At 48.8% G+C, this 12,569-nt stretch carries 9 protein-coding genes; 6 read left to right on the top strand and 3 right to left on the bottom strand.

Going from position 1 to position 12,569, the window contains the following annotated elements; genetic code table 11:
• Positions 1-29 precede the first annotated feature (29 nt).
• Positions 30-1,787 carry a sensor histidine kinase gene (locus ADU23_RS01680; protein WP_053372158.1) on the bottom strand — a complete coding sequence of 586 codons (1,758 nt, stop codon included), beginning with the start codon at positions 1,785-1,787 and terminating at the stop codon, positions 30-32.
• A 16-nt stretch (positions 1,788-1,803) separates the two neighbouring features.
• Positions 1,804-3,381 carry a response regulator gene (locus ADU23_RS01675; RefSeq protein ID WP_053372157.1) on the bottom strand — a complete coding sequence of 526 codons (1,578 nt, stop codon included), beginning with the start codon at positions 3,379-3,381 and terminating at the stop codon, positions 1,804-1,806.
• A gap of 191 nt (positions 3,382-3,572) precedes the next feature.
• Between ADU23_RS01675 and ADU23_RS01670 the strand changes: the two genes are divergently transcribed.
• The 6 genes from ADU23_RS01670 (at position 3,573) to hflC (ending at position 11,424) form a co-directional block, all read left to right on the top strand.
• On the top strand, positions 3,573-4,562 hold the full coding sequence (locus ADU23_RS01670; RefSeq protein WP_082198519.1) for an ABC transporter permease: 990 nt from the start codon (positions 3,573-3,575) through the stop codon (positions 4,560-4,562).
• A 27-nt stretch (positions 4,563-4,589) separates the two neighbouring features.
• The gene (locus ADU23_RS01665; RefSeq protein WP_053372156.1) at positions 4,590-5,477 is read left to right on the top strand and encodes a carbohydrate ABC transporter permease; all 888 of its coding nucleotides are present in this window, start codon (positions 4,590-4,592) and stop codon (positions 5,475-5,477) included.
• Positions 5,478-5,577: 100 nt separating this feature from the next.
• Complete coding sequence (locus ADU23_RS01660) at positions 5,578-7,194, top strand: extracellular solute-binding protein (protein ID WP_053372155.1); 1,617 nt, start codon at positions 5,578-5,580, stop codon at positions 7,192-7,194.
• A gap of 68 nt (positions 7,195-7,262) precedes the next feature.
• Entirely contained in the window at positions 7,263-9,323 is a 2,061-nt protein-coding gene (locus tag ADU23_RS01655) for an alpha-galactosidase (RefSeq protein WP_053372154.1), read from the top strand.
• 170 nt (positions 9,324-9,493) lie between these two features.
• The gene (gene hflK, locus ADU23_RS01650) at positions 9,494-10,561 is read left to right on the top strand and encodes an FtsH protease activity modulator HflK (RefSeq protein WP_231637286.1); all 1,068 of its coding nucleotides are present in this window, start codon (positions 9,494-9,496) and stop codon (positions 10,559-10,561) included.
• Complete coding sequence (gene hflC, locus ADU23_RS01645; RefSeq protein WP_053372153.1) at positions 10,558-11,424, top strand: protease modulator HflC; 867 nt, start codon at positions 10,558-10,560, stop codon at positions 11,422-11,424. Before hflK ends, hflC begins: the two co-directional genes overlap by 4 nt.
• A gap of 52 nt (positions 11,425-11,476) precedes the next feature.
• Here the strand turns inward: hflC and ADU23_RS01640 are convergent, their stop codons facing one another.
• Complete coding sequence (locus ADU23_RS01640; RefSeq protein ID WP_053372152.1) at positions 11,477-12,490, bottom strand: LacI family DNA-binding transcriptional regulator; 1,014 nt, start codon at positions 12,488-12,490, stop codon at positions 11,477-11,479.
• Positions 12,491-12,569 lie beyond the last annotated feature (79 nt).

Here is a 12,569-nt window from a genome sequence, read left to right as displayed (position 1 = left end):
GGATTTTTTTGAGCCAAGAGGATGTAAGGTCACTTTCCGGGAATACGGATCGTGACGGTCGTGCCAATGCCTAATCTGCTATAAATCGAGATGCCATAGGAGTCGCCATATAACAGCTTAATCCGATTGTCGACGTTGCGGATGCCATAGCCCGACAAGGTGTCGCCGCTCGTTGGAAGCTCGCTGCCGAGCTCTCCCTGCATGCGCATGCCCATGCCATCGTCAATGATTTTAAGCAAAATATCGGGTCCCTCGCGGTAAGCCTTGATCATAATGTTAATACCAAGCTTGTCATCCCATATAGCATGGTTCATTGCATTTTCGACGAACGGCTGAAGCGTCAGCTTCACGATTGGGCACGGCAGCACCGACTCGTCGATTTGATAGTGGACACGGATAAGATCGGCGAAGCGCACCTGCTGAATAGCTACATAGTAGCGGGTCAGCTGCATCTCTTCATGGATCGATATTTGGTTTTTGCCCTTGTTAAGCGATATCCGGTAAAACTTAGCCAGATCGGTCACCATCTTATTCATCCGCTGGTCCGAATTGCGAATGGCGAGCGATGAGATGGATGCCAGCGTATTGTATAAAAAATGGGGATTGATTTGAGCTTGAAGCACATTCATCTCTGCTTCCCGCTTATCGATTTCCTTCTTATAAACGTCAGAGATCAGATTGCTGAGCCGCTGCGCCATTTTTCGCAGCACGTTGCCCAGCTGCCCGATCTCATCCCGCCCAAGCGGCCGAATGTCGACGAGGTCAAATTCCTCCCGTTCGATGCGGCGGATCATGCCAACCAAGTACTCGACGCGTTTGGTGAACAGCCGCGCTGTGACGTAGATAAGCAGAGCCATAACGCCAAAGCTGATTAGCGCATAAATCAATATCCGCTTAGCGGTGTTATTGGCTTTGGATAGGAAGCTGCTGTAAGGAACGAGAGAGACGCTCTTCCAGCCAAACTTGGTCGTGTTGTAGACAACAAGCATTTTTTCTCCGTTAAAGGTGCTGTCGAATCTGCCTTGACTGCTGCTCGGAAAATCATCCTTCACATATTGCTCAAGCGGACGGTTCAACATCGACTTGTCCTTCGCCGACATAATGATTCCTCTTTCATTTGCGATGAGTACCGTTTTCTCCGATGTTTCCTTCTCCATTAAGCGGTAAATATCCGATTCCAAAATGTTAATGGTTAATATTCCGTACGCATTGTCGAGATTGCTAATGTTAAGCATGCGCGTCAACGTGAACATAGACGGCTGATCGGCGGCCGGCGGCGTAGAAACAAAGCGTACGTTGCCGTAGCTGTTGAGCAGCGAGCGATAAATGACCGAATTTCTGAACGACTGATCCATTCTTTTGATATAGATGCCGTCAGCCGGCAAAGAATCATTATTGATATATATCGATATGGATTGAATGTCAGGATTCGTTGTGAGCATATTGGAAAACGTATTATTGATGTATTGATAGGCATCAACAAACAGAGAAGGCTCTACCGAGTAATTATTCGTTAAATAAGCGCGCAGCGTAGTGTTCAAATAAAGGGTCGCGGAAAGCTTCGTGTACGAGTCCAGTTTATTTTCCAGATTGGAATTGATTTGCGCGACGGACGATACGGAATTTGTATACATTTGGTCCGAGAGCTCGCTCTTGATCGTTTGATAGGAATATAAGACAAAAAACAGCAGCGGGATTATCGCGCCGAGCAAAAACATGACAAACAGCTTTTCCCGCAGCCGCAAATTGTTAAAAGGCCTAGTCAGCCATCCTGTTAGCCTTTTCATGCACGCTCACTCCAGCCTATAAATACATTTTCCGATATTCGTTAGGGGTGCTGCCTCTATGCTTTTGGAAGATGGAGCAGAAATACGAGACATTCTCGTACCCGACGTTGTGGGCAACCTCGCGAACCTTTAACGATTTATCCTTTAAAAGGTCAGCAGCCCGGTTCATTCGGATCTTCGTTAAATAATCCAAAATCGTCTCGCCCATCTTTTCCTTAAAAATCGTACGAATATAGTTCGGTGAAAGGTAGACCTCCTTAGCGATCTCTTCAACCGTAAGCGGAAGATGATATCTCTCGCCGATGAGCTTTACGATTTGGTCGGCAACCGATTGGTTGCGGTCAACATCGCGCTCGCTTGCCGCCTTTCTCATCTCATCGCAGAAATGGCTGACATATGCTTGAATATGGGCGGCTGAGCTCATCGACGATATTTCCTTCCAATGATCCATAAGCAGCAGCTCCTTGAGCGAGCCTGCCAGCAGCATGGAGAAATGCTGTTCCAGAGCGGTTAATAACCGCAGAATCGTCCGGATGGCATAATTGCGATCGATGCGCTCGTCTCTAATCGTTTGGAAGAACGCTTCCAGCTGCAAGGCTAACTGCTCGGCGTCGCCAGACTGTATAGAGGACGCAAGCCGGGCTGCGGCCTGCTCGCCGTCTTCATCCTTTTGCTTGTACGGCTTCAAATCATTAGTCGTTATTACACCCCCATTTAGCTTGTAAAATTTCTCGTCATTGCATGACCGCGCTTGCAAGTAGGCCTCCCAGATTTGGTGAAAGCCGATAAACGGATTGGACAAGCCAATCGTCATTTGCGATCCATCGGCGGGTGCTGCCTGCTCGCGGAACAGCTCCCAGAAATCTGCTGCAGACTGAGCCGCGCGCTGCTCGCTCTTCCATTGAAAGAGGACGAATATGGCGTTAGGCTCGGCCTCCACGATGACATAGGAATCGAGTTTTTGCCTCGCAACGCTGCGGAATAGCTCCGTCCGGTCGGTTGCTGCCGGGCTCGAAGGGAGCGCTGCTGCATTCGGATATGCCGGCGGCAAGTCGAAGGTGGCGTATACGGCCGCATACGGCTTGCTTTCGATAAAATCGGCTGCGCTCAGCGCCCACTGCCGGGTATAGTCATAACGTTTCTCCTGATCGGGCTCCCGTATAATGCGCATCATCAGCTTCTCCCGTACCCAGTCGCCGCCCTGATCCGCTAATTGATCCTCCTCGCATTTCTTCTTCACCTTCTCCAGCAAGGAGAGCAGCTCCTCCATATCGATGGGCTTCAATAGATAGCCGGTCGCTTCGATATTAAGCGCCGCCTTAATATATTGAAACTCATTATGTCCGCTCAGATATATGATTTTGACATTTTTATCGATTTGCTTTGCTCTTCTTCCGAATTCCAGTCCGTCCATAATAGGCATGCGCACATCCGTTAAGATGATGTCGGGCTTTAATTCGGCGAGCTTGCCGAGCGCTTCCTTCCCATTGCGTGCGGTTCCCGCGACCGTAATGCCGATTTTGTCCCATGGCACATAATGCTCCATCGTCTCAAGCTCAATGGCTTCGTCATCCACTATCAATATACTGTACATGGTTGTCCCCACCTTTTATCCTGTATCAGGATGTTTTACTAGTTTATCCGCTATGACGCATTTCAACAATGGAGCTTATGGAACTCTGTCGTTTTCGGATACGAATCGTTAAATGCTTGTATAGAATGAGCTGCATGACGGGGCCTATAATGAGAGCACAAAGCAACGCAAGACTGGCAGGAGGCTATAGCATGGAATCAATATTGAAAGCGGAACCAAGTAAATCCGTTCCACCAAAAAGCAAGCGCAGCATTCGAAATTCTAACGTATGGGGCAGGTTGAAGGAGCAGCGGTTATTGTATCTACTGATGCTTCCGGCCTTGGTCGTTACACTCTTATTCTCTTACGTGCCAATGTTTGGCTTGTACATGGCTTTTATTAACTATTCGCCAGGCGGAGGATCATTTTTTGGGCAGTTTTTCACGACGGAGTTTGTTGGCCTTGAGTGGTTCAACTATTTTTTTACGAACGGTGATTTTTACCGAGTGATGCGCAATACGCTGGCTCAAAGCTTCCTATCGCTCATCTTCGGGTTTCCGATGCCGATCATACTAGCGCTGATGATTAACGAGCTGCGCAACGGTTGGTTTAAACGGACATTTCAAACGGTATCCTACATGCCTCATTTCATTTCATGGGTCATTGCAGCCAATATCATCATTACGGTACTCTCCTCGGGAGGCGTGCTTAACAATATTTTAACGGGGCTTGGGTTCATCGACGAGCCGATCCAATTTATGCAAAAAGGTCCGTTGTTCTGGTGGATTATCGCTATTGGCAACACTTGGAAGGACATGGGCTTCAACGCCATTATGTATTTGGCCGCTATCTCGGCAATCAATCCTGAGCTTTATGAGGTGGCGAAGGTTGATGGCGCCAGCCGGTTAAAGCAAATGCTTCACATCACGCTGCCGTCGATTAAACCTACGATTATCATTCTTGCCATTCTTGCGGTAGGCGGCATTTTGAACGCGGGCTTCGATCAGCAATATTTGCTGCAAAACAATACGGTGCTTCAATACTCTGAAGTTATCGATACGTACACGTACAAATACGGTTTGCAAAATGGAATGTTCTCTTACGGCGCAGCAGTCGGTTTGTTCAAGTCGGTCGTCGCTTTCATCTTAGTCTTAAGCGTCAATACGATGGCCAAAAAAATGAACGAGCAGTCGTTGTTCTAGTGCAAAAAATGAAAAGGAGAGCATGTCATGATAAAAGCTAAAAATGATTTTCTGTTTATGTCCGTTGTTTATATTTTCATCATAGCGGTGTTTATCGTAACTTTTTATCCATTCTGGAACATCTTTATTATTTCGCTTAACAGCGCAGAGGACACGCTCCGCGGAAACTTATATTTGTGGCCGCGAGATTTCAGCTTGGCCAGCTACAAACAAATCTTGTCCGATAGCGAGATTTGGCTCGCGATCAAAGTTACCGTGCTGCGGACCGTAATCGGTACGCCGCTCGCGGTCGTCGTCATCAGCATGCTTGCGTTTTCTCTGAGCAAGCGCGAGCTTGTGGGCAACCGCTTCTGGTCGCTGTACTTCGTGTTCACGATGTATTTTGGCGGCGGGCTCATCCCTTATTATATGGTGCTCAAAAGCTTGCATTTGATCGACAGCTTCATGGTGTTTATTCTGCCAAGCATGATGAACGTGTTTTATATGATTATCGTTCGAACCTTCATGCAGCAGCTGCCGCAGGAGCTTGATGAATCGGCTAAAATCGATGGCGCTAATTATTTGCAAATTTTCTTTAAAATCATTTTGCCGCTCACAACGCCGGTGCTGGCGACGATCGGCATGTTCACGGCGATTATGCATTGGAATTCGTGGTTTGATTCCTATGTCTTTACGTATAACCCCGATCTAAAAACGCTGCAAGCGGTTTTGGTCAAAATTTTGAACCAATACCAAACGAGCGCGATGGTCGGCGATGCGCAGCAGGCTGCCGATGCCACCAAACGTTTGGCCGTTTCGCCGGATACGATTCGCATGGCTGCCACCATGGTCGCGACTCTTCCTATAATAATGGTGTATCCGTTCCTGCAAAAGTATTTCGTTAAAGGCATGACGCTAGGCGCAGTAAAAAGCTAAGCTTTTCGGATTAATTGCTGGAGGTGATGCGAGCGGGAACAACATGCTTTTTTGTTAGAAAAGGGATTATAATAAAATCACAACAAGGGGGATTTCTAAGATGAAAATTAAAAAACGGATCGTTCTTTTTCTAAGCTTAATCGTTGTAATATCCGTATTATCGGCTTGCGGCTCCAACAATACAAAAAATAACGGAAACACAACTGCAAATGGAAACGGTTCAGAAAGCGCGAATTCGAACGAGCCTTTAACGCTAACCTTCTTTGATAAAAATACATCCGACAAATTCACAAACACCGTTGCGGCGGAAATTACGAAGCGCACGGGAATTTCGATTGAAATTCAGCAACCGACCGGCAATCCGGCAGAAAAGCTTAACCTGATGCTTGCAAGCGACGACTTGCCCGACATTATATTGTTCGACCGCAGAAGCGATCTGGTCAACAAATATATCGACTCCGGTGCAATTATCCCATTGAATGAATTGATCGAAAAATATGGTCCAGATGTAACGACCATGTATGGCGACGTGCTGAACAAGACGCGCTATAAGGATGGGAAAAACTACTATCTATCCAATTGGTACGGATTTGAGAACGAACCCGTCTACAGCTTCAACATTCGCAAAGATATTTTGAAGGAGCTGGCTCCTGATAAAGCGGAAGGCGGCGTGCCTTTCACGCAGTCGGAATTCAAGCAGCTGCTTGTAGATTTCAAAGCAAAATATCCGAGTATGGATGGCAAGGATACGATCCCGCTCACGATGGACGGAGAAAACTTCGGCGGTTCGTTCAACACATTCAAAGGGATGTTTGGCCTAATGCCTATGTTCGAGGACAACGGGAAAATCAAGTTTGACGTAAAAGACCCGAAATATCGCGACATGATTCTTTATATGAATGATTTGTACCGCTCCGGCTTGATGGATAAGGAATGGGCAATCAATAAAAAGCAGGTTTGGGAGCAGAAGCTAGCAACAGGAACGATTCTGTCGACTACAGGCTCTTTCTGGGATCCCGGTGCCGCTAATACCATTTTGTTGAAGGATCGCGGCGAAGAGTCGCAGCTGTTCCCTTACAAAGTTGTAGCGGATGGCGTAGATCCAGGTAAGACGACTTATGGCGGACGGAGCTCACTGGGCTGGGATGCCATCACGATTACGAAGAAAAACAAAAACCCGGAACGCACGATGAAATTTATGAACTTCTTGGCAAGCGAGGAAGGCCAATATTTGCTGATGTGGGGTATTGAAGGACAGCACTGGGATATGAAGGACGGCAAGCATACGCCTCGTCCGGAAGTGCTGCAAGGCTTTAAGAACGATTGGAATGCATACGCGAAAGAAACGGGCATTCGCAAATGGACTTGGTTTATTAAAAACGGCAATGGATCGGACGGAACGCCTTATGATTTACCGGGCCGCTATCAACGGGGTGCAGTAGATCAAATGGCGCTCAAGAACCTATCTGATTCCGTATACGACTCGGTTATCTACGAGGGTATAGGGCCTCAGGGCGGAACGCCTGAAGCGCTTAATGAGCAGAAAGTAACCGATATTGTTAAGCAGGCATTGACGAAAGCGATTATGGCGAAGACTGCTGATGAAGCAAGCAGCATCTTCGATAAAATGCTGAGCGATATGAAAGCGGCTGGCGACGAGAAGGTAGAGGCAATCTACACGACCAACTACAATAGCCGTCTGGAGCTTTGGAAATAACGAAAGCTTGTTTGACGAAGGCCGGCGCAGCCGGCCTTCTTTAATTCCAACTTAGGAGCTGATTAACAATGAACATAGGAACATTCGAGCTGAGGCAAGCAGAAGGCGAATACATCGTAGACAATGGCATCATTCAGGCGAAGGCGAATGCGGGGGATGGAACAGTGACGCTGCGCTGGAGCACTGGCGAAGCGCTGATCGGACTTTATGCGGAAGCGCGTTACGGGCTGGAACAGCTGCGCTCAACGTATTATAGCAAGCATATCGTGAACGAAACCTCGGTTCAGCCGATCGAGGATGGCTTCGGCAGAGGCGTGAGCTGGAGCTTCGAGCATGAGGAGCTTGGGAAGCCGGCGATGCGCCAGCATTTTCGCATGTATGAGCAGCTCCCTTATTTGCTGACTGAGCTCGAAGTGGAAAGCGAATCCGAATGGGAGACCAATGAATTGACTCCGCTTGCTGCTTATTTGAATGATGGAAGCGTTGTGCAATTCGCTGAGGGTACAGACACTAGCGAGGAGATCAGAGCATTGTTCGTTCCGTTCGATAATGATAAATGGGTTCGCTTTGCATCGCATGCCATTCCTTGCAGCGTGCATAGCTACGAGACGACAGCTATTTATCAATCGACAAGCCGCAACGGCTTTGTCCTTGGATCGGTAACTCATGATACCTGGAAAACAGGCTTAGTCGTGGAGGGTACGTTTGCGGAAGCGGTTGGCAGACTTCGCGTTTACGGCGGAGCAGCTGATTTGCAAACAAGGGATACCATTGCTCATGGCTCTCTTCGCGGCAAAAGTATCGTATCGCCGACGATTTTTGTAGGGGCTTTCCCTGATTACCGCGAGGGGCTTGAGGCGTACGGCAAGGCGAACGCGGTGCTGTCCCCCGCTCTCCCATGGGATGGCGGCGTGCCGATGGGCTGGAACAGTTGGTCTGCTGTCATGGGTAAGCTGGATTATGACGTTTATACGCACACTTCGGATTTTTTCTCCAAGGAGCTGCAGCAAAACGGTTTTGCTGACGACAATGGAAGTTTGTACGTGAACTTTGATGCCTTCTGGAATAGTCTGAGCGAGGAGCAGTTGAACGATGCGGTCAGACGGGTGAAGGCTAACGGCCAGAAGCCGGGCATCTATTTCACGCCCTTCGCGTTTTGGGGAAGCGATCCGATGACGCCGGTTGAAGGAACGGACGGTGCTGTGCTCTACCATGACATCCTAATTAAGGATCGTGCAGGGCGGCCTCTTCCGAAGCTTGATGGCGCATTCGCCATCGATCCGTCGCATCCCGCAGCGCTTGAGCGGATTAAGCGAATGCTGGATCGTTTTGTAGAGCAGGGCTTTGATTATGTGAAGCTGGATTTTCTGACGCACGGCGCTATGGAAGGCGTATTCCATGATCCTAAGGTAAGAACAGGCATTCAGGCGTATAACATTGGCATGGCTGCTATCTGTGAGACGCTTGCTCCAGAGCGTATTGGCCGACCTTTCCTGATCAATCTGTCTATTGCACCGTTATTGCCGCATGGTTATGCACATAGCCGCCGCGTATCCTGCGATGCATTCGGGACGATTGATGATACCGAATATATGCTGAACGCACTCACTTACGGCTGGTGGATCAATGATAACCTCTATCGCTTTAACGATCCCGATCATGTTGTCCTATACAAAAGCGATAATCAGCGTGCGATCAGCGAGCATGAGGGAAGAAGCAGGTTGAACAGCGCGGTTATTGCGGGTACCTCGCTGCTGCTTGGCGATGATTACCGTGTGGAGGAAGCTGCGCGGCGTGCGAAGCAATTGGTGACGAATAAAGAGGTTATGGCGCTTGCGCGGCGCGGCGAAACCTTCCGTCCGGTCGAGGGAAGAAGCGGCAGCAAGAGTGAAGGGCTGTTCGTATTAAGCGCAGCGGAGGGCACATACGTTGCCGCGTTTAATTTTGACGTAGAGAACGAGAGCGCAAAGCTCGCATCATTTGCCAGAATGGGCATAGATTCCTCTAAGGGGATAGTCGTTCGGGATTTATGGAGCGGAGAAGAATGGCGCATAGAGACTGCTGGCGATGAGCATCGTATTGCGCTGGCGCCGGCTGAGTCTAAGCTGTTGTTATATAGGCAAGCTTAATAGCAATAAAGACGGCTTAATTCGCAGATAAATGAAGGGATTTGCTTATTTATCCAGTAAAATAAGAAAATTTGCCAAAATTCCGTGACCTTTGCCTGACTTTCTCGTATTATCCCCTAGAGGCATTTATTTCTAAATGATAATAGACGCTTGAAAGGGGAGAGATGTCATTGAGCTTTACGGATCAAGATCAGAACCAAGGGCCTAACCTTGGCATGAGCGGCCGCCGGCCGCCGGAATTAAAACCAGGCACGGTGAAGAAAATCGTCATTGGTGCCGTTGCGGCAGTGGTTGTCATTTTTCTAGGAATGTCATCCTTTTATACGGTGCAGGAGCAGGAACGGGCGGCTATTTTAACGTTCGGCAAATATTCGGGGGAAACCTCGGCAGGTTTGCATTTCAAATGGCCTTATCCGATCCAGCAGGTGATTACCGTGCCGGCGGAGCTGACGCAGCGGATCCATATCGGCTACCGCCAGGAAGGGTCGGCAGCGATTCCGGTCGATGAGGAAGCGATGATGATTACCGGTGATGAAAATATCGTCTCCGCAGACGCGGTCGTACAGTGGAAGATAAGCAACATTCACGACTACTTATACAATATTGCGGATGCGGAGCAGTTTTTGCGCAATGCGGCAAGCTCCTCGATCCGTTCTGTCATCGGCTCAGAGAAGCTTGACTATGCCATTACAGACGGTAAGACGGTCATTCAGGATAAGGTCCGCGAGAAGCTGATCGAGCTGCAGGCCAAGTACAAAACAGGCATCCAAATTATTGATATTAAGTTCCAGGATATCGAGCCGCCAAGCGGTCAAGTAGCGGAAGCCTTCCGCGAGGTGACGAACGCGCGCGAGGAGAAAAACACCAAAATCAACAACGCCGCCAAGTATGAAAATGACCGCATACCGAAAGCGCGCGGTGAGGCGCAAGCGCTGCTTGAGAATGCGGAAGGCCAGAAGAAGTCACGGATTTTGAACGCAGAGGGTGACGTTGCCAAGTTTAATGCGATATTCGGTGAGTACAAAAACAATCCGAACGTTACGCAAAGCCGTTTGGTGCTGGAGACGCTTGAGAAAATATTGCCGAATGCAAAAATCTTCATTACGAATTCAAACAGCGATACGGTAAATTATTTGCCGCTGAATGAGCTGCTGCGCAGCGGAACGGGCAGCACGGCGACACCGCCGGCAACAACTCCGCCAGTCACAGAAGCTCCGCAAGGAGGTGACGCACAATGAAAAGAAACCAATGGTTAACGTTGATCATCGTGCTCGTAGTCGTTATTTTGGGCTCAGGCTCGATGTACATCGTGAAGGAAGGCGAATATAAGGTTGTGCTTCGTTTCGGTGAGGCGATGAGAGCTGTACCTGAGCCAGGCCTAAAGTTCAAGCTTCCTTTCATTGAGAATGTATCGACGCTGCCGAAGTACCAAATGACTTATGAAAGCAGCCCGACTACGATTCTGACGAAGGATCAGAAGCCGATCGTAGTGGATAACTACACGGTGTGGCGGATCACCAACGCATCGCAATTTTTGAGAACGGTGCAATCGGTCAGCGGCGGCATTCAGCGGATTGACGAGGCGGTATACAACTCCGTTCGCCGCAAGCTGTCGGAGGTCAATTACGATAATATCATTAGCGAGAACACGGCGCGCGGCAACATTAACGACGAGATTACGAAGGACGTTATCAGCGCTTTGACAAGAGATAACTACGGCATTGAAGTTATCGATGTCCGCATCAAGCGTACCGACTTGCCGGAGGAGAACAAGCAAAGCGTGTACAACCGGATGATTTCGGATCGCCAATCGATTGCGGCCCGTTATTTGTCCGAAGGCGATGAGGAGTCTCGCAAAATTACGTCCAAAGCGGATCGTACCGCTACGGAGCTGCTCGCGCAAGCGCAAGCCGATGCGAAGAAGATCGTCGCCGAAGGCGAGCGTGAAGCAGCTGTTATTTATAACAAAGCTTACGGCAGCGATCCGCAGTTCTACAATTTCTACCGGACGCTGGAGAGCTACGCAACCACCTTGCAAAATGAACCGGTCATTATGATTCCGATTGATTCGCCATATGCGAAAATATTGCTAGGCCAATAAAAGAAACGTGTTCTATTCGTTAGTTGAATAGGACACGTTTCTTTTTGTATGGCTATAGGCTGCCGCATGATTGGCGAATGATTAGCTCGGTATCAACGATGATGCCCTGCGCTTTCGTTTGTTTGTTAATTAAATCAAACAGCATCATCGCGGCGAGGCGGCCAAACTTCTCCTTGTCCTGTCTAAGCGTCGTTAGGGAAGGATCCGTATATTTGCTGGCGTCGATGTCATCGCAGCCTATGAGGGCAATGTCGCCGGGGATGGCAAGGTTATGCTCCTTGATTGCCCGCATGGCGCCGAAAGCTAATATGTCAGAGATCGTAAAGATCGCTTTCGGAAGCGCGGAGCCGCTAGCAAGCAGCGCTTTCATCGCCAGATAGCCGCTTTCCTCGTCATACTCCTTGCTATGCAAAATCCATTCCGGCCTCGCAGCGATGCCGAAGCCGCGAAGCGCCTCCATAAAGGCATTTTCCCGGATGGTCGCGACCTCCGACTTGCGCTCAATTCCGATAAATCCAATCTCCCGGCAGCCATTCATATAGAAATGCTCGACGGCCTTGGAGGAGATCTTGGCATTATCCGACATGATGTAAGAGAAATTAGGCCCGGTAAATTTAATATCAAGTCCTACGCACGGAATTTCGGATGCGGCGAGTTGATGGACGCTAGGCTCGATATCGTCGCCGGCAATAATGATGCAGCCGTCTACATGAAAATGCCGGCAGCGCGCGAGATAATCCTCTTTTGCATCAAAAAACTGCTCATTCGAGAACAGCAGGACATCAAACCCGAACAAGCCGATTTGCTTCTTGAAGGAATCGATAACGTTAATGAAAAAAGGGTGCTTGAGCTCTGAGTTCAATTTGCCGGCGAATACGACGCCGATCAGGTTTGATTTTTTCGTTGCAAGCGTTCTCGCAGAAGAGGACGGCCTGTAGCCGTTTTCCTCCATAATCTTCATAACCCGCTTGCGAGTGTCTTGGCTTACGTCTGAGTAGTTGTTAATAATCTTCGACACCGTAGCGATGGACACCCCGGACAGCTGCGCAATGGTTTTAATGTTCATCACAGGACACTCCTTAACAGCAAGTACGAAACGGTTGCAAAATCGCCTATCAGAGTACGATCTTGAGCGCACTCTTTCA

The sequence above is a fragment of the Paenibacillus sp. FJAT-27812 genome (assembly GCF_001273905.1).
Classification (GTDB): domain Bacteria; phylum Bacillota; class Bacilli; order Paenibacillales; family Paenibacillaceae; genus Pristimantibacillus.
The sequence above is the reverse complement of the archived record's forward strand: the minus strand, read 5'-3'. Positions and strand labels throughout refer to the sequence as shown.

Excerpts from the sequence above, each read along its gene's own strand:
- ADU23_RS01675 (WP_053372157.1), bottom strand. The coding sequence starts at position 3,381 with ATGTACAGTATATTGATAGTGGATGACGAAGCCATTGAGCTTGAGACG.
- hflC (WP_053372153.1), top strand. The coding sequence starts at position 10,558 with ATGAAAAGAAACCAATGGTTAACGTTGATCATCGTGCTCGTAGTCGTT.
- ADU23_RS01670 (WP_082198519.1), top strand. The coding sequence starts at position 3,573 with ATGGAATCAATATTGAAAGCGGAACCAAGTAAATCCGTTCCACCAAAA.
- ADU23_RS01640 (WP_053372152.1), bottom strand. The coding sequence starts at position 12,490 with ATGAACATTAAAACCATTGCGCAGCTGTCCGGGGTGTCCATCGCTACG.
- ADU23_RS01660 (WP_053372155.1), top strand. The coding sequence starts at position 5,578 with ATGAAAATTAAAAAACGGATCGTTCTTTTTCTAAGCTTAATCGTTGTA.
- ADU23_RS01655 (WP_053372154.1), top strand. The coding sequence starts at position 7,263 with ATGAACATAGGAACATTCGAGCTGAGGCAAGCAGAAGGCGAATACATC.
- ADU23_RS01680 (WP_053372158.1), bottom strand. The coding sequence starts at position 1,787 with ATGAAAAGGCTAACAGGATGGCTGACTAGGCCTTTTAACAATTTGCGG.
- ADU23_RS01665 (WP_053372156.1), top strand. The coding sequence starts at position 4,590 with ATGATAAAAGCTAAAAATGATTTTCTGTTTATGTCCGTTGTTTATATT.